Below are 17,586 nucleotides of genomic sequence, written 5' to 3'. Positions count from 1 at the left end.
GCCCGGCGGGCCGGAGCCGCGCCGTGAGGTGGGCGCTCGTGCGGGTGTGCCTGGCCGTCACCACGATGGTCGTGGCCGCGTTCGCCATCCCGCTGGGCCTCGTCATTCAGGAGATGGCCCGCGACCGCGCCTTCTCCGCCGCCGAACGGCACGCCGCGGGCATGGGCCCGACGCTCTCCATCACCACCGACCGCGCCCAGCTCACCCGGGCCGTCGCCACCTCCGAGGCGGGCGGCGACGGGCGGATGGCCGTGTACGTACCGGCCGTCGGCGAGCAGCCGCCGCTGCGGATCGGCGACCGCCGCGCCGCCGCCCACGACGTGGCCGCCACCCGCGCGGAGGGGCGGGCCAGGACCGCGGGCGTGCCCGGTGGCTCGGCGCTGCTCCAGCCCTTCGGGCTGGGTTCCGGCGAGATCGCCGTCGTCGAGATCTTCGTGCCGGAGAGCGAGGTCAGCAACGGCGTGACCACGGCGTGGCTGGTGCTCGCGGGCGTCGGCGTGGCGCTCATCATCGGGTCCGTCGCGGTCGCCGACCGCCTCGGCGTCCGCATGGTCCAGCCCGCCCGGCGGCTCGTCGGCGCCGCGCACGACCTCGGCGAGGGCAAGCTCGGGGCGCGGGTGCCGGAGGACGGGCCCACCGAACTGCGGCTCGCCGCCGTGGCGTTCAACTCCATGGCCGACCAGGTCGTCCAACTCCTCGCCAACGAGCGGGAGCTGGCGGCGGACCTGTCGCACCGGCTGCGGACGCCCCTGACGGTCCTCCGCCTGAACGCCGCCTCGCTCGGCGACGGCGCCGCCGCCGAACAGACCCGGACCGCCGTCGAACGCCTCGAACGCGAGGTCGACACCATCATCCGCACCGCCCGCGACGCGAAGCCGCAGACCGCCGCCGGTGTCCTCACCGGCCCCGGCGCCGGGTGCGACGCCGCCGAGGTGATCCGCGAACGCATGGAGTTCTGGTCGGCGCTCGCGGAGGACGAGGGGCGCGAGGCGCGGGTCGCCGGGGTGGAGCAGCCGGTGTGGCTCCCGGTGGCCCGGGCGGACCTGGTCGCCACGGTCGACGCCCTGCTCGGCAACGTCTTCCGGCACACGAGCGAGGGCTCCGCCTTCGCCGTGGACGTGCACAGCGGCGAGGACGCGGTGATCGTGCTCGTCTCCGACGCCGGGGGCGGGATCGCCGACCCCGGGGCCGCGCTCGCCCGCGGCGGCTCCGGCGCCGCGACCGGCTCGACGGGGTCGACCGGCCTCGGCCTCGACATCGTCCGCCGCCTCGCGGAGTCCACCGGCGGTGATGTGCGGATCGGCCGGTCGGTCCTGGGCGGTACGGAGGTACGCCTCTGGATCCAGCGGGATCCGCGTCGGCCCGCGGCGGGGGTGCGGGGGCGGCGCAGGGTGGTGCGGCGGCGGAAGCGGGTGCGGGTGGCGGGGGCGGAGCAGGGGACGGGGGCCGGGGCGGACTAGGTCCGGGTTGGCCTGGGGCTTTGGCGCCCGGTGCGGGGCCCAACCTTTCCCGACCCCGATCCCACTCTTAAGCCAACCCTAAGATCGCCAAGTCGCGCCCGGGAAGCCCCTTTTGTCGCGTACGGCGGGGCTAACGTGCAAGCGGTCCCCACCCCCGCACTCCCCCCGAAGAGGCAGGCCCCCCATGACCACCCACCGTCGCAGAATCACCGGCGGCCAGAAGGCGATAGGTGCCCTCGTCACCGCGGCCGTCGTCGGAGGCGGCGCCTTCCTGCTCTCCGGTACGGCCCAGGCGGCCGGCGTCGGCGCCGCGTACACCAAGACCAGCGACTGGTCGGGCGGTTACACCGCGCAGTACGTCGTCAAGAACAGCACCGACAAGGCCAAGGCCGACTGGACCCTGGAGTTCGAGCTGCCCGCGAAGGCGAAGCTCAGCTCGCTGTGGAACGCCGAGCACAAGGTCGAGGGGCGCCGCGTCACCGTCACGCCGCCCAAGTGGGACAAGGAGCTGGCCCCCGGCGAGTCGGTGACGGTCGGCTTCGTCGTGTCCGGCACGGCCGACCCGGTCACGTGTCTGATCGACGACGCCAAGTGCGCGGCGGACGACGACGCCACGCCCGCGCCGTCCGGCCGCCCCACCGAGAAGCCCGAACCGACGCCTACGGAGAAGCCGACCGGGAAGCCCACTCCTACGGAGAAGCCCACCGAGAAGCCGACGCCTACGGGGAAGCCCACGGAGGGCACCGGCTCCCAGGGCGCCGCCAAGTTCGCTCCCTTCGTGGACACCTCCCTCGCCCCGGCCTACGACCTCCTCGACACGGCCGCGAAGACCGGCGTGAAGGAGTTCAACCTGGCCTTCGTCACCTCCGGCGGCGGCTGCGAGCCCCTGTGGGGCGGCAGCACCGCACTCGGTGACGACAAGGTGGCCGCCCAGATCGGCGACCTGCGCGCCAAGGGCGGCGACGTCCGCGTGTCCTTCGGCGGCGCGGCCGGCTCGGAACTCGGCCTGCGCTGCGACAGCGCGGGCGCCCTCGCCAAGGCGTACGGCAAGGTCATCGACGCGTACAAGCTGACCAAGGTCGACTTCGACATCGAGGGCGCGGCCCTGCCGGACACCGCCGCCAACTCCCGCCGCGCGCAGGCGATCGCCGCCCTCCAGAAGGACCACCCGGGCCTCGACGTCTCCTTCACCCTGCCCGTGATGCCCGAGGGCCTGACCCAGCCCGGCGTCGACCTGCTCGCCGACGCCAAGAAGAACGGCGTCAAGATCTCCGCCGTGAACATCATGGCCATGGACTACGGCCCCGCCTACAGCGACGACATGGGCACGTACGCCACCCAGGCGGCCACCGCCACGCAGGCACAGATCAAGGGCGTGCTCGGCCTGTCGGACGCGCAGGCGTGGAAGACCGTCGCGGTCACGCCGATGATCGGCGTCAACGACGTCACCACGGAGATCTTCAAGGTCGACGACGCCACCCAGCTGGTGAAGTTCGCGCAGGACAAGGGGATCGGCTGGCTGTCGATGTGGTCCTCGACGCGCGACAAGGCCTGCCCCGGCGGCTCCGGCGGCGTCCAGCCGACGTGCTCGTCGATCGCGCAGGACCCGCTGGCGTTCACGAAGGCGTTCGCGGCGTACAAGTAGCCACTGCCTTCCCTCTGGCCACTCTCTCCCCCATAGCCACTCTCTCCCCCCACACGCGCCCCGGCCGGCATTTCCCCCCACCCGGCCGGGGCGCACCCTTCTCTACTCCTCCTCGGCCGCGCGCAGCTCCCCGCTCGCCGCCACCTTCCCGTACCAGTGCGCGCTCGACTTGGGCGTCCGCTTCTGCGTCTCGTAGTCGACGTGCACCGCCCCGAACCGCTTGCTGTAGCCGTACGCCCACTCGAAGTTGTCCATGAGCGACCAGAGGAAATAGCCGCGGACGTCGGCGCCCGCGAGGATCGCCTCGTGCAGGGCGGCGAGGTGGCCGTGCAGATAGCGGATCCGGTCGGGGTCGTGGACCTGGCCGCCCGCGCCGGGCTTGTCGTCGTAGGCCGCGCCGTTCTCCGTCACATAGAGGGGAACCCCGGGGGCCTGAGCGGTGTACTCAAGGAGAAGGTCTTTCAGGCCGGTGGGGTCCACCGGCCAGTCCATGGCGGTGAGTTCGCCGGGCGCCCGGTGGAAGGAGACGGAGTCGGCGCCCGGCCAGGGGGAGTGGTCGGCGGCGCCGTGTCCGTCCAGGCGCGGTCCGTCCGCGTGCGGGGCGGCCGACACGACAGCGGGGGAGTAGTAGTTGATGCCGAGGAAGTCCAGCGGCTGCCGGGCGGTGGCCAGGTCGCGGTCGCGCACGAAGGACCAGTCCGTGATCCGCGCGGTGTCGGCGAGCAGGTCGTCGTCGTACGTCCCGCGGAGCATCGGCCCGGTGAAGACACGGTTGGCGAGCGCGTCGATGCGGCGCCGCGCGTCGAGGTCCGCGGCGGACGGGGTGAGCGGGCGCACGGCGCTCGGGTTGAGACAGACGCCGACCTGGGCGCGGGTCGGCAGGGCCGCGCGCAGCGCGCGGACGCCCAGGCCGTGGGCGAGGTTGAGGTGATGGGCCGCGCGCAGGGCGGCCGCGGGGTCGGTGCGGCCGGGCGCGTGCACGCCCGAGCCGTAGCCGAGGAACGCGCTGCACCAGGGCTCGTTGAGGGTCGCCCACAGCTCCACGCGGTCGCCGAGCGCCCCGGCGACGATGCCCGCGTACTCCTCGAAGCGGTAGGCGGTGTCCCGCTCCGGCCAGCCGCCGCCCGCCGGGGAGCCGCTGGGGAAGGCCGACTCAAGCTCCTGGGGCAGGTCCCAGTGGTAGAGCGTGACCATCGGCGTGATGCCGTGCGCGAGCAGTTCGTCGACGAGCGCGCGGTAGAAGTCGAGGCCGCGCTGCACGGCGGGGCCGCGCCCGGTGGGCTGCACCCGCGGCCAGGACACGGAGAAGCGGTACGAGCCGATCCCGAGGTCGGCCATCAGCCGCACGTCGTCGCGCCACCGGTGGAAGTGGTCGCAGGCCACGTCCCCGGTGTCCCCGCCGAGCACCTTGCCCGGCGTATGACTGAAGGTGTCCCAGATCGACGGCGTCCTGCCGTCCTCCCGCGCGGCCCCCTCGATCTGGTACGCGGCGGTGGCGGCGCCCCACAGAAAGGAGGACGGAAACCGGAGGCCGGCAGCGGGCTTCGGGTCGGGCCTCACGGCGGACTTCACGTCGGACTTCGCATCAGGCATGGAAGCGCTCCCATGGGTCGTACGGAAAGGTCGGTGCACGTCGAGCCGGGACGGCGGTGCGGCGAGTCGTGGGGGTGCGGCGAGGAGCGGTGGTGCGGGTCAGCCCTTGACGGCGCCCTGCATGATGCCGCCCACGATCTGCTTGCCGAACAGGACGAAGGCGATGAGCAGCGGCAGCGTCCCGAGCAGCGCGCCCGCCATGATCACGGACTGGTCGGGGATCTGGCCGCGGCCGAGTCCGGCGAGGGCCACCTGCACGGTCGGCTCGCCGCCCTGGGTCAGCGCGATGATGGGCCAGAAGAAGTCGTTCCAGGCCATGACGAAGGTCAGCATGCCGAGGACGGCCATCGCGGGCCGGGCCGCGGGGAACACCACGTGCCAGATCAGCCGCAGACTGCTGGCCCCGTCGACCCGGGCGGCCTCGATCACCTCGGTGGGCAGCGCCTCGATGAGGTACTGCCGCATGAAAAACACCCCGAAGGCGCTCACCAGCGTCGGCAGGATCACCGACTGCAGCTGATCGGTCCAGCCGAACTCGGCCACCATCATGAACAGCGGTACGACACTGAGCTGCGGCGGCACCATCATCGTGCCGATCACAAGGAGCAGAAGGAGCCCCCGGAAGCGGAAGCGCAGCTTGGCGAAGGCGAAACCCGCGAGGGTGGAGAAGAGCACGGTGCCCACGGTGATGGTGCCCGCCACCACCAGGGTGTTGATCAGGGCCGTGCCCATGTTGGCGTCGGTCCAGGCGATCTCCAGGTTCTTGAACAGGTTCCCGCCGAACCAGAAGGGCGGAGGCGTCTCGGCGAGCCGCGTGTTGTTGCGGGACGCGGCGATCGCGGTCCACACCAGGGGGAAGAGGGAGCCGATGGTGAACAGGATCAGTACGGCGTAGGCCACCTTGCCGCCGTGCAGTTGGCGCCCGGCGCCGCGTTTCTTGAGGCTTGCCACGTCATCCCCTCACGCGCTTCTGCGGATCCAGCGGCTGATCGCCCAGTTGACCAGGCCGATCAGGACGAGAATCAGGAACATGGTCCAGGCGATCGCCGAGGACCGGCCCAGGTGCTGGTTGAACCAGCCCTGTTCGTACAGATAGAGACCGAGCGTCTGGAACTGGTGGTCGGAGCCGCCGGTGGGGCTCGCGCCCTGGCTGAACAGGAGCGGCTCACCGAAGAGCTGGGTCGCCCCGATCGTCGACACCACACAGGTGAACAGGATCGTCGGCCGCAGCGAGGGAATCGTGACGTGCCGGAACTGCTGCCAGCGGCTCGCGCCGTCCAGCGCCGCCGACTCGTACAGATCGTTGGGGATGGCCTGCATCGCGGCGAGATAGATCAGCGCGTTGTAGCCGGTCCACCGCCAGATGACGATCGAGGACACGGCGAACTGCGCGGTCCAGTCGCCGTTCTGCCAGTCCACGGCATCGACGCCGATGAGCCCGAGCGCCCAGTTGATCATGCCGTGGTCGGTACGGCTGAACATGAGCACGAAGACGAGGGTCGCCGCGGCCACGGAGGTGGCGTAGGGGGTGAGGATCGCGACGCGGAAGAACATGGAGCCGCGCAGGCGGTAGTGAAGGAGGTGGGCGATGCCGAGCGCCATCACCAGCTGCGGCACCGTCGAGATGATGCCGATGGTGAAGGTGTTGCGCAGCGCGTTCCAGAAGAAGTCGTCCTCCAGCAGCCGCGAGAAGTTGCGCAGCCCCACCCACTCCATGTCCGTGGGCGTCCCCAGCTCCACGCGGTGCAGCGAGGCCCACCCCGTGTACAGCAGCGGGAAGAGGCCGAAGGCGATGAAGAAGAGGAAGAACGGCGCGATCAGGGCGTAGGGACTCCACTTCATGTCCCAGCGGTAGCGGCGGCTGCGCCGGGCCCGGCGGCGCTCGGCGGCCGGGTCGAGCGCTGCCACGGCCCGCGCGCGCGGGGCCGCGCCCTCCTCCCCCGTGGAGGGCGCGGCGGTACGGGTGTCGCTCGGGATGTCGGTCACCGGATGATCACTGGTCCAGTGCGTTGTCGATCGTCTTCACTGCCTTGTCCCAGGCCTTGTCGGGAGACGTGCCCTTCTGGTCGACGCCGAGCATCCCGGTGTCGGCCAGGTACTGGGAGATGATCCCGTCCTTGGGGCCGATGGGCTGGACCGGCACGCCCTCGGCGGCCTTGGCGAAGACCTGTCCGACGGGCGCGTCGCCGAAGTAGGGGTTCTTGGCGTCCTTCACCTCGGGCAGCCCGTACGCGGCCTCGGCGCTCGGGAAGCTGGCCCGCTTGTCGAACAGCTTGGCCTGCTGCTTCGGGGCGGTCAGCCAGGCGACGAGCTTGGCGGCCTCCTCCTTGTTCTTGCCCGCCTCGGGCACGGTCAGGAAGGAGCCGCCCCAGTTGCCGGGCTTCGGCGCGGCGGCGACGTCCCACTGGTCCTCGCCCTTGTCGCCCGCCTTGTCCTTGATGTAGCCGAGCATCCAGGGCGGGCAGGTCACGGTGGCGAAGGAGCCGTTGGAGAAGGCCTGGTCCCAACTGGGCTGGAACTGCTGGAGCTTGGCGGTGAGTCCGGCCTCGGCGAACTGCGCCGCGAGGTCCCAGCCCTCCTGCACGCCCGCGCTGTCCTGGTAGATCAGCTCGCCCTCGGCGTCGTAGAACTTCTCCTTGCCGGAGGCGTGCACGGCCGCCATCACGCCGGTGGCGCCGTCGACGAAGGCGGTGCCCTTGGGCGCCTTCTTCTGGTACCGCTTGCCCGCGTCCAGGTACTTGCTCCAGTCGCCCGCCCAGAGCTTGCCGACCGCCTCCCGGTCCGTGGGCAGACCGGCCTTCTTGAACAGGTCCTTGCGGTAACAGATGCCGGTCGGCCCGATGTCGGTGCCGAGACCGATCGTCTTGCCGTCGTCGGTGGTGCCCTGCTGCCACTTCCAGTCGAGGTAGGCGTTCTTGTCGACGCCGGAGGTCTTGCCGAGATCCACCAGCTTGGACGCGTGGGTGCCGGTCAGCTCGGCGATGTTGCCGACCTCGACGGCCTGGACGTCGGAGAGGCCGCTGCCGCTGCTCAGGTGGGTGAGGAGGGCGGGCCAGTAGTTCTCGTTGCGCTGTACGGAGTTCTGCTTGATGTTGATGTCGGGGTTGAGCTTCTCGTACTCGTCGTAGAGACCGGCCTCCTGCAGGCCGAAGGCGCCGAACACCCCGACGGTCAGGGTCGTCTTGCCCTTTCCGCCCCCGCCGCCGCCCGAGGAGCCACCGGGCTCGTCCTCGTCGGAGTCCTCCGCGCAGCCGGCGAGCAGTCCGGCGGCAAGAGTGGTGACGGCCGCGAGGACCACGGCCGTGCGGGACGTTCGAGTCCTGTAGCGCATTGCGTCCTCCTGGTCCCGGACGTACCGAAAGCCGGTCAACTCTCATATGAAATGGGCGAGTTGGTAGGAATTGGCTCGGACGGGACGTGCGGGTCGTGTAAGAGCCGGGTAGGGTGGGAGCGCTCCCATGTGTGATGCCTTGAAGGGTCGCGGCTCGCCAGGGGGGTGTCAAGGCACCGGACGCCGGGAGTTGCGGGCCGCGGGCGCCGTCGCTGGTGGTCGTGGCGTGGCTGTTAGATTCGCGTCGTGGGGAGGCACTGATGGGGAGCGGTCAGCCCAGGGGGCGCGGCGGGGCACGGCCCACGCTGGAGCAGGTCGCCGCGCGGGCGGGGGTCGGGCGCGGCACCGTGTCCCGGGTGATCAACGGTTCGCCCCGGGTGAGCGAGCACACGCGGGCCGCCGTCGAGGAGGCGGTCGCGGAGCTCGGCTATGTCCCGAACACGGCGGCCCGCGCGCTCGCCGCGAACCGTACGGACTCGATCGCCGTGGTCGTGCCCGAGCCGGAGTCGCGGTTCTTCGCCGAGCCGTACTTCTCGGACATCATCCACGGGGTGGGCGCGGCGCTCGCCGAGACGGACATGCAGCTCCTGCTGACGTTCGCGGGCGGTGACCGGGAGCGCCGCAGCCTCGCCCAGTACCTGTCGGCGCACCGCGTGGACGGCGTCCTGCTCGTCTCCGTCCACGCCGACGACCCCCTTCCCGACCTGCTCCGGCAGCTCGGCATCCCCGCCGTGATCAGCGGCCGCCGCTCGGCCGACGAGCCGCTGGCCTCCGTCGACTCCGACAACTTCGCGGGCGCCCGCGCGGCCGTCGGTCACCTCCTCGACCGGGGCCGCCGCACGATAGCCACGATCACGGGGCGCCTGGACGTGTACGGCGCCCAGCGCCGCCTCGACGGCTACCGCGACGCCCTCACCGAGGCGGGCCACCCCGTCGAGGAGTCCCTGATAGCCCGCGGTGACTTCACCGAGGACGGCGGCCGCCGCGCCATGACCGAGCTCCTGGCCCGCCGCCCCGACCTGGACGCGGTCTTCGCCGGCTCGGACGTGATGGCCGCGGGCGCCCGCCAGGTCCTGCGCGAGGTCGGCCGCCGGATACCGGACGACGTGGCCCTGGTCGGCTTCGACGACTCGGCCATCGCCCGCCATATGGACCCACCGCTGACCAGCGTGCGCCAGCCCATCACCGAGATGGGCCGCACCATGACTGACGTCCTCCTCGCCGAAATAGCCGACACCCGCCCCGCCGGGACCCGCCACCTCGCCCGCCAGCAGATCGTGCTGCCTACGGAACTGGTGTGCAGGGCGTCGTCCTGAGGCGCTCGGCGCTGTGCGCGCGGCCCCGGAGACAAGGCCTGACGTGCGCTTTTCGCCGTGCGGAGAGATGCTTGACGTATTAGCCCCACGCCCCACCTGAGGGCGCCATGTCACCTCAGCGGCCTCCTGCCGCAGCACCGCCGAGTGGGTGGGGGCAGCGCCCTCCGCCCAAGAGGAGGCGGCTCGGGCGGGTGCTTCTGTACGTGGTCCTGATGGCCGTCGCCCTGATGGCGATCTTGGTGGCGGTGGCGCTCATCGGCGGCAGCGACGAGGAGACGCCGCCCGGCAGGAGCCCCTCGCAGGAGCAGACCGCTCCGCCCGTGTCGGGTCCGCGCGCCGATGTGGAGATCATCAAGTGTTCGGTGGAGCCGAATACCCGCTGGCCCAACGCTGAGTTGCGCATCACCAACCACAGCTCGAAGACGTCCGACTACTGGGTCGAGGTGGAGTTCGTGGACGCCGACGGCGTGCGCATCGCCGAGGGAGTTGCTGGTACGAGCAACTTGGCGCCGGACCAGGTCGCGAACGAGTCCGCGTCCGGCTTCCGGGAGGCTTCGGGGAAGGTCGTCTGCCGGATCACTGATGTGACGCGTCATGCTTCCTGAGCCCTGCCCCGTGCAGACGGGCCGCCCCTGCCAGGGAAACAAATCGGCCCCCAACCCGTTCCCGGGTCAGGGGCCGATCCTTCAGGGTGAGTGACGGGACTTGAACCCGCGGCCACCTGGACCACAACCAGGTGCTCTACCAACTGAGCTACACCCACCATGAGCCGGTCTTTGGTGTTCTTCTGACCGGCCGAGAAAAAGTGTACAGGGTCCGAAGGGGTGCTCGCGCACCCCTTTTACGGACCCCGTACACGGGGTGCCGCGGAGGGTTAATCCGCAGGCAGGACGTGCTTCGCGGCGATCGACTTGGCGGTGTCGGAGTCGGGCCCGGGCTGCGGGACGAAGATCGCCTCGCGGTAGTAGCGCAGCTCCGCGATGGACTCGCGGATGTCGGCGAGGGCGCGGTGGTTGCCGTTCTTGTCCGGGCTGTTGAAGTACGCCCGCGGGTACCAGCGCCGGGCCAGCTCCTTGATGGAGGAGACGTCGACGATGCGGTAGTGCAGGAAGTCCTCGAGGGTCGGCATGTCCCGCAGCAGGAAGCCGCGGTCCGTGCCGACCGAGTTGCCGCACAGCGGGGCCTTGCGGGGCTCCTTCACGTGCTGCCGGATGTAGGCGATGACCTGCTCCTCGGCGTCGGCCAGCGTGGTGCCGCCGGCCAGCTCGTCGAGGAGCCCCGAGGTGGTGTGCATCTGCCGCACCACCTCGGGCATGGTCTCCAGGGCCGCGTCCGGCGGGCGGATCACGATGTCCACACCTTCGCCGAGCACGTTCAGTTCCGAGTCGGTGACCAGTGCGGCCACCTCGATAAGTGCGTCGTCCGTCAGCGAGAGCCCGGTCATCTCGCAGTCGATCCACACCATGCGATCGTTCATGCGCCCAACCCTACGGCGCGCTCCTCTGACCGGGCAGGGGAGTGCGGCCCGGCGCGTACGCGTCGGAGTGCGGCTTGCCCGGATCCATCGGCAGCGAAGCCGCGGCGCCGAGTGAGCTGGCGGCGGCCGTACGCCGGGTCTGGGACGGGACGGGGCCCGGTGTCAGACCGGGATTTCCGCCCGGACCAGGTCCTGGCCCGTCCGTGGCGACCACCGAGGGTCCGGTGGCCATGGCGGCCGCCGCGGTGGCCCCGGAGGCGGCCGGGGCCGCCGACGGTGCCGACGCGGACTCCAGGGATCGCTCGTTCTGCGGCCGCCGCGCCCGGTACGCCGCGCGGTAGGCCGCGGGCGAGGAGCCGAGCTGACGCCGGAAGTGGCCGCGCAGCGCGACCGGCGAGCGGAACCCGCAGCGCCCGGCGACCTCGTCGACGGAGTAGTCGGAGGTCTCCAGGAGCCGCTGTGCCTGCAGCACCCGCTGGGTGATCAGCCACTGCAGGGGAGCGCTCCCGGTGAGCGAGCGGAACCGCCGGTCGAAGGTGCGCCGGCTCATGTAGGCGCGGGCGGCCAGCGTCTCCACGTCGAACTGCTCGTGGAGGTGTTCCAGCGCCCAGGCGACGACCTCGGCGAGCGGGTCGGCGCCGATCTCCTCCGGCAGCGACCGGTCCAGGTAGCGTTCCTGGCCGCCGGCCCGGCGCGGTGGCACGACGAGCCTGCGGGCGAGTGCGCCCGCCGCCTCATTGCCGTGATCCGTGCGCACGATGTGCAGGCAGAGATCAATTCCGGCCGCGGTGCCGGCCGACGTGAGCACATCGCCGTCGTCGACGAACAGCTCGCGCGGGTCGACGTGCACGGACGGGTAGCGCTTGGCCAGCGTCGGCGCGTACATCCAGTGCGTCGTCGCCGGTCGGCCGTCCAGTAAACCGGCCGCGGCCAGGACGAACGCGCCGGTGCAGAGCCCGACGATGCGTGCGCCCTCCTCGTGCGCGCGGCGCAGCGCGTCGAGTGCCTCCAACGGGGGCGGCGATGTGATCGAGCGCCAGGCCGGCACCACTACGGTGCCCGCCCGCGAGATCGCCTCCAGCCCGTGGGGCGCGGTCAGTTCGAGCCCGCCGGTGGTGCGCAGCGGCCCCTCTTCACCGGCGCATACGAGCAGCCGGTATCGGGGTACTCCCGCGTCCTGCCGGTCAATGCCGAACACGGAGAGAGGTATGGAACTCTCGAAAATGGGACCACCGCTGAAGAGCAGCACCGCGACGATCTCCCGACGTCGCCGCCCGGAGAGTTTCCGCGCCGCGGCTTCCTGCACGGCAGTGGAGTCGTGGCTCATGGTGCTAAGCCCCCCTCGGTCGTCGCGGCTCCCTGTTCTTGACGTGCTTTTTGGGCCTGTCGCTCCTGCACGTTTCCCCTCGGTCCTCCACCAGTCCCCCGCCGTACTACAGTCAAGATCGAATCTACTGCGTCGTGTGACGCCGCTGTGACCAGTTCAGCACCCGGCGCATTGTCGACATGGCAACTTGGCGTGAAGCATTCGATCACGAAGCGTCGCACTCACGGGCCGCGCAGGGAAGTGCGCCTTGTGCCAGTGGCCGGTCAACGTAGGGTGCAGAGCCTTTCCCCGCTCCTTTCGCCCCTGGTGAGACGTGCGTTGACCCCCTGTTCCGCCTGGGAATGTCGACGGCTGGGAAGTTGGCTGAAAACATACGGGGGAGTGCGTGGGAATCAGTCAGTCCACCGGCGCATCCGGCCCCGGACGACGGCCGCCCCGGTGCGCCCCGGGCGCCTGCCGCTGCCGCCGTCCGCGCGTGCCCGCACCCCGCTGCGCGCGCGCCCGCGCGGCCCCGCGCTCGGACTGCTGCAGGAGCACTCGGCACACCCCGGTCACGGCGGCGAGTCCGAGGGCCGCTCCGCCCGCGCCGGCCAGCGAGGTCCCGTACCCGACGAGGACCACCGGAACCAGGACGCAGGAGAACGCCGCCCAGCGCACCACGTCGCTCGCCGCTTCCTGCGGGGCGGGGGCCGGGGTCCGGGCGGGGCGGGGCGTCGGGACCGAGGGGGCCCGGCGCTCGCGCGCCCCCTCGGGCGCGCGGCGGCGGGTGGTGGCTGCGACGACCGGGGCGGCGGTGGACGGTCCTGGCACGGCGTGCTCCCTGCGGCAGTGGTTTCGCACGGTGTGGCGGTGGCGGCGGATGTCTCCGAAAGAGTGGTTTCAAGGGTTCAACGCGCGGCCGACCGGCCGGTCACTGGCCTGAAGGGGCCGCGCGCGCGAACCGGGCGCAAACCGCCTGTACGGGGCAGCCGCCATTGCCATCCGGGCCCGGCTCATGCATGCTCCGGTGAACGCCGTGAGGCCTCAGTGGGGCCTTTTGCGGGCCTCGAACAGGCCTGCGGCGGCGCCCCGGGGCACCTCCCGGGCGGGTTCCGCGGGGACCCGGACGAGGCTCGTCGAGAGCTGGGCAGGAGAGGAGTGCGGCCGTACCCTTGGGGGTAAGGGGTTGGGAAGATGATTCCCGGACACGCGTCCGGTGATGTGCTTCGCCACAGTGCCCGACCTGCGGTGATCCGCACACATCCGAACCTGCTTGTACCGCCATGTTCCCTACCGCGCAGCCAGACCGCGCACCTGGAAAAAGCCGACCCTCCCACAGAGGACTCCTTCGCCGAGACACCGATGGCCGGTCACGAATTCTCCGAACCCGCGAACCGCAAGCGGCAGGTCGCCGATCCGAGCGCGACCCCCCAAGCGGCGGAAGAACCACGTCACTCCTGCGATCCCGCCTTCCGGCACGGTGTCGTCGTCGGCTTCGACGGCTCGACATCCAGCGAGCGGGCCCTCGCCTACGCGATCGGGATGGCACACCGATCCGGCTCCGGCCTGATCATCGTCCACGTCGCCAACCGGCTGCCCACCACCGTCTGGGCGGGCTGCGAACCCCCGGTCTTCGTCGACGTCCCCGACCACCGCACCGAGGTCCTCGGCCTCGAACTGGCTTGCGCGGAGTATCTGTCGGAGGTGCCCTGGATCCTGGTCGAGCGCGGCGGCGACATCTGCCACGAACTCGAAGAGGTCGGCCGGGAGTACTCCGCGGACGCCATCGTGGTCGGCTCGACGCACGGGATCGTGGGGCGCATCTTCGGCTCGGTCGCGGGCCGTCTCGCGCGCCGTGCGCAACGGCCCGTCGTCGTGATCCCGTAGCTCCGCAACTCCCTTTCGTCCCAGGTGGGATGAGGAGTGCGCGGCGTCGGCCGCCTGCTGGCGACGCATAAATCTACTCGCGCGTAGAGGTGGTTCGTGCCCTTGTGAAGGGTACATACCGCTTGTTGGGGCAACCACGGCCCAGTGCCCGTACGGCGGCGTCCGGCGTTCCGCGCCGACGTGCGCGGTGTATGCCCTGCAGGTCGGGGGGTGACGGCCGCCGGCTGAGCAGGCGCGGGCCGGGGTAATGGGCGACCCCGGTCCCTCGAAGAACGGTCCCCTGTGCGTTTGGTGGCACACACAGGGGACCGTTCGCCCCTTTGCGGCTAAACCGCCGCCGCTCTCGCGGAGGTGGTTGCTCACCGTGGGGGTTGCTCAATTTTCGCCGCCGTGATCAGTGGCAGGACTACTCCACCGTGACCGACTTCGCGAGATTCCTCGGCTTGTCGATGTCCCGGCCCAGGACCAGGGCCGTGTGGTAGGCGAGGAGCTGGAGCGGGATGCCCATCAGGATCGGGTCGAGCTCGTCCTCGTTCTTCGGGACGACGATCGTGTGGTCGGCCTTCTCCTGCTCCTGGTGGGCGACCGCGAGGATCTTGCCGCTGCGGGCCTTGATCTCCTCCAGGGCGGCGCGGTTCTTCTCCAGGAGGTCGTCGTCGGGGACGATCGCGACCGTCGGCAGGGCGGGCTCGATCAGGGCGAGCGGGCCGTGCTTCAACTCCGACGCGGGGTAGGCCTCGGCGTGGATGTAGGAGATCTCCTTGAGCTTCAGGGAGGCCTCGCGCGCCACGGGGTAACCGCGCACCCGGCCGATGAACAGCATCGACCTGGCGTCGGCGTACTCCTCCGCGAGCTTCTTGATCTCGTCCTCGCGCGCCAGCATCTGCTCGATCTGCGCGGGCAGTTGGCGCAGGCCCGCGATGATCCGCTTGCCGTCGGAGGCCGACAGGTCACGGATGCGGCCCAGGTGCAGGGCGAGCAGCGCGAAGGCGACGGTGGTGTTGGTGAAGCACTTGGTGGAGACGACGCAGACCTCCGGGCCCGCGTGCACGTACACGCCCGCGTCCGCCTCGCGGGCGATCGCGGAGCCGACGACGTTCACGACGCCGAAGACGCGGGCGCCCTTGCGCTTGAGCTCCTGCACGGCGGCGAGCACGTCGTAGGTCTCGCCGGACTGGGAGACGGCGACGTACAGGGTGTCGGGGTCGACGACCGCGTTGCGGTAGCGGAACTCCGAGGCGGGCTCGGCGTCGGCGGGGATGCGGGCCAGCTCCTCGATCATCTGGGCGCCGATCATGCCCGCGTGGTACGAGGTGCCGCAGCCGAGGATCTTGACGCGGCGCACCTTGCGGGCGTCGTGCGCGTCCAGGTTCAGGCCGCCGAGGTGCACGGTGGCGAAGCGGTCGTCGATGCGGCCGCGCAGGACGCGGTCCACCGCGTCGGGCTGCTCGAAGATCTCCTTGTGCATGTACGTGTCGTGGCCGCCCATGTCGTACGACTCGGCCTCCCACTCCACGGTGGTCGGCTCGGCCGAGGTGCGCGAACCCTCGGTCGTGTACGTGCGGTAGTCGTCGGCCTTGATGGTGGCCATCTCGCCGTCGTCGAGGGTGACGACCTGGCGGGTGTGCGAGACCAGGGCGGCGACGTCCGAGGCGACGAACATCTCCTTCTCGCCGATGCCGAGGACGACGGGCGAGCCGTTGCGGGCGACGACGATGCGGTCGTTGAAGTCGGCGTGCAGGACGGCGATGCCGTACGTGCCCTCGATGTGGCGAAGCGCCTCGCGGACCCGGTCCTCCAGCTTCTCGGCCGTGGAGCGGGCGATGAGGTGGGTGATCACCTCGGTGTCGGTCTCGGAGCGGAACTCGACGCCGTCCGCGGTCAGCTTGGCGCGCAGCTCGGAGGCGTTGTCGATGATGCCGTTGTGGACGACGGCGACCTTGTTCTCGCCGTCCAGGTGGGGGTGGGCGTTCTCGTCGGAGGGGGCGCCGTGGGTGGCCCAGCGGGTGTGGGCGATGCCGGTGGTACCGGTGAAGCGCTTGGGGACGCGGGCCTCCAGGTCGCGGACGCGGCCCTTGGCCTTGACCATCTTCAGGCCGGTGGCCTTCGGGCTGGTGATCACGACGCCCGCGGAGTCGTAGCCGCGGTACTCCAGGCGCTGCAGGCCTTCCAGGAGCAGCGGGGCGACATCACGCTTGCCGATATATCCGACGATTCCGCACATAAGGGTCCCTCGGGTTGGTGTGGACAGGGGTCAGCCGTAGACGACGCGGCGCAGCTGTCTGAGCGTGAGCTCGGGCGGCGCGACCGCGCGATAGCGCAGGTCCGCCGCGATCCGCTCGAAGATCTCCGTGTTCACCAGGCCCTGACCCTGGAGCTCACGGTGGCGGCGGCGGACGAACGCCTCGGTCGTCTCGTCGAAGTACGCGAGCACGTCCTGGATCACCCGCAGCGCCTCGCCGCGATGGAGCTGGGTGGAGCGCGTCAGGTGATCGACAAGTTCTTCGTGCACCCGTTGATCCTGGGGTACGAGGGGAGCTTTCGCAAGAATCCTGCCCGATATCGGGCAGGAGCGGCTTGGTCCGTACTTTTATCGGGCCCCGAACCCCTTCACATCCGCTTCAGCACCGCCTGCTTGGCCGCCGCGAACTCCTCGTCCGTGAGGATGCCGCTCTGGTGCAGCTCACCCAGCTCCCGCAGCCGCCGGAGCAGCGCGTCATGGCTGTCCTCGGCCGGGGCGGCGGGCAGCGCGGCCGGGGCGTCGGAGGCGGCCGGCGCGTCCTCGGCGAGCGCCGCCTTCGCGGGCGTGGCCGGGTGCGGCAGGCGGGCCTGCACGGCCGCCGCGACGAGCGCCATCAGCGGGTCCTTCTTGAAGCCCCACAGCTCCACGGAGTTCGGGTCGTACTTCGGCGGGGCCTTGGTGGGGGCGTTCTTCACCGTGAACCGCAGATACCCGTTCTCCAGGCCTATGGCGGGCTGCCACTCCACGGCGGCGACATCGGCGAGGTCGATGGAGCGGGTGCCGGACGCGGCCTTGGCCTCCTCCGTCTTCCAGTTCCACTCCAGGCGGACGTGCTCCCCGTCGAAGCTCACCGTGGCGTCACCGGCGGCGACCTGCAGCGGCACCGAGGGGCCCGACAACAGATAGCTCTCGCAGCGCTTGGCGGGGACCTGCTCCAGGAGCAGCGCGTTGCGCACCTCGTCGACCACGTACTCCGCGACGCCGTACCGGTCCGGCTCCACGGTGAGTTGGTACGGGTCGGAGGCGTCGGTGAGTTTGCCGCCCGTCGCCTGGAGCAGCGGGTCCGCGCCGTCCCGCAGGCGCAGTCGCAGCCGGCCGCTCTTCTTCCCCTGTTCGAAGGCGATGCCCGCCAACGCCGTGAGCGGCACCGTGAGTTCGCCGAGGGTCTTGCGCAGCAACGAGACGGCTTTGTCGCGGCCGGGGACGAGCCGCAGCGTCTCTCCGTCGAAGGTCCAGGTGCCGTCGCGCTGGATGATTTCCGCCATGAACTGATTCTCGCATCGTGTGCTGGGCCAGGTGGTCTACACCTTGACCTGGTCTGGGGTGCGC

General features: G+C 70.9%; 15 protein-coding genes and 1 tRNA gene. 5 read left to right on the top strand and 11 right to left on the bottom strand.

All coding sequences use genetic code 11. The features are described from left to right. Positions 1 to 23: 23 nt before the first annotated feature. The gene (locus tag IE274_RS02640) at positions 24 to 1,460 is read left to right on the top strand and encodes a sensor histidine kinase (protein WP_190113859.1); all 1,437 of its coding nucleotides are present in this window, start codon (positions 24 to 26) and stop codon (positions 1,458 to 1,460) included. Positions 1,461 to 1,644: 184 nt separating this feature from the next. Then, a complete protein-coding gene (locus IE274_RS02635; protein WP_190113858.1) occupies positions 1,645 to 3,105 on the top strand; it encodes a cellulose binding domain-containing protein in 1,461 nt (486 codons plus the stop codon). Positions 3,106 to 3,207: 102 nt separating this feature from the next. Here IE274_RS02635 and IE274_RS02630 read toward each other — a convergent pair whose 3' ends face one another. From IE274_RS02630 to IE274_RS02615, 4 genes are all read right to left on the bottom strand, one after another. After that, positions 3,208 to 4,698 (bottom strand): GH1 family beta-glucosidase, encoded by a 1,491-nt coding sequence (locus IE274_RS02630; protein WP_229909105.1) that lies wholly within the window; start codon positions 4,696 to 4,698, stop codon positions 3,208 to 3,210. Between the two features lie 99 nt (positions 4,699 to 4,797). Then, on the bottom strand, positions 4,798 to 5,649 hold the full coding sequence (locus tag IE274_RS02625) for a carbohydrate ABC transporter permease (protein WP_190113857.1): 852 nt from the start codon (positions 5,647 to 5,649) through the stop codon (positions 4,798 to 4,800). Between the two features lie 9 nt (positions 5,650 to 5,658). After that, a complete protein-coding gene (locus IE274_RS02620; protein ID WP_229909104.1) occupies positions 5,659 to 6,684 on the bottom strand; it encodes a carbohydrate ABC transporter permease in 1,026 nt (341 codons plus the stop codon). A gap of 7 nt (positions 6,685 to 6,691) precedes the next feature. After that, entirely contained in the window at positions 6,692 to 8,029 is a 1,338-nt protein-coding gene (locus tag IE274_RS02615) for an ABC transporter substrate-binding protein (protein ID WP_190113856.1), read from the bottom strand. A 260-nt stretch (positions 8,030 to 8,289) separates the two neighbouring features. Between IE274_RS02615 and IE274_RS02610 the strand changes: the two genes are divergently transcribed. Both IE274_RS02610 and IE274_RS02605 read left to right on the top strand, forming a co-directional pair. After that, positions 8,290 to 9,345, top strand: coding sequence for a LacI family DNA-binding transcriptional regulator (locus tag IE274_RS02610; RefSeq protein WP_190113855.1), 1,056 nt, complete (start codon positions 8,290 to 8,292; stop codon positions 9,343 to 9,345). Positions 9,346 to 9,536: 191 nt separating this feature from the next. Then, the gene (locus IE274_RS02605; RefSeq protein WP_190113854.1) at positions 9,537 to 9,950 is read left to right on the top strand and encodes an FxLYD domain-containing protein; all 414 of its coding nucleotides are present in this window, start codon (positions 9,537 to 9,539) and stop codon (positions 9,948 to 9,950) included. Positions 9,951 to 10,035: 85 nt separating this feature from the next. Here IE274_RS02605 and IE274_RS02600 read toward each other — a convergent pair. From IE274_RS02600 to IE274_RS40285, 4 genes are all read right to left on the bottom strand, one after another. Next, positions 10,036 to 10,108 (bottom strand) — tRNA-His (locus tag IE274_RS02600). 111 nt (positions 10,109 to 10,219) lie between these two features. Further along, a complete protein-coding gene (gene orn / locus IE274_RS02595; protein WP_190113853.1) occupies positions 10,220 to 10,822 on the bottom strand; it encodes an oligoribonuclease in 603 nt (200 codons plus the stop codon). A 10-nt stretch (positions 10,823 to 10,832) separates the two neighbouring features. Beyond that, positions 10,833 to 12,149: a helix-turn-helix domain-containing protein gene (locus IE274_RS02590; protein WP_190113852.1), complete on the bottom strand. Its 1,317-nt coding sequence runs from the start codon at positions 12,147 to 12,149 to the stop codon at positions 10,833 to 10,835. A gap of 396 nt (positions 12,150 to 12,545) precedes the next feature. After that, complete coding sequence (locus tag IE274_RS40285; protein WP_372447240.1) at positions 12,546 to 12,959, bottom strand: hypothetical protein; 414 nt, start codon at positions 12,957 to 12,959, stop codon at positions 12,546 to 12,548. 531 nt (positions 12,960 to 13,490) lie between these two features. Between IE274_RS40285 and IE274_RS02580 the strand changes: the two genes are divergently transcribed. Continuing rightward, positions 13,491 to 14,015: a universal stress protein gene (locus tag IE274_RS02580; protein WP_030360002.1), complete on the top strand. Its 525-nt coding sequence runs from the start codon at positions 13,491 to 13,493 to the stop codon at positions 14,013 to 14,015. Positions 14,016 to 14,421: 406 nt separating this feature from the next. Here IE274_RS02580 and glmS read toward each other — a convergent pair whose 3' ends face one another. The 3 genes from glmS to IE274_RS02565 form a co-directional block, all read right to left on the bottom strand. Next, a complete protein-coding gene (gene glmS, locus IE274_RS02575) occupies positions 14,422 to 16,239 on the bottom strand; it encodes a glutamine--fructose-6-phosphate transaminase (isomerizing) (protein ID WP_190113851.1) in 1,818 nt (605 codons plus the stop codon). 30 nt (positions 16,240 to 16,269) lie between these two features. Continuing rightward, entirely contained in the window at positions 16,270 to 16,527 is a 258-nt protein-coding gene (locus tag IE274_RS02570; protein WP_190113850.1) for a hypothetical protein, read from the bottom strand. Positions 16,528 to 16,625: 98 nt separating this feature from the next. After that, positions 16,626 to 17,522, bottom strand: coding sequence for a DUF4429 domain-containing protein (locus IE274_RS02565; protein WP_190113849.1), 897 nt, complete (start codon positions 17,520 to 17,522; stop codon positions 16,626 to 16,628). Positions 17,523 to 17,586 lie beyond the last annotated feature (64 nt).

Origin of the sequence: Streptomyces flavofungini, from assembly GCF_014650815.1 — a bacterium.
Taxonomy (GTDB): Bacteria; Actinomycetota; Actinomycetes; order Streptomycetales; family Streptomycetaceae; genus Streptomyces; species Streptomyces flavofungini.
The sequence above is the reverse complement of the archived record's forward strand: the minus strand, read 5'-3'. Positions and strand labels throughout refer to the sequence as shown.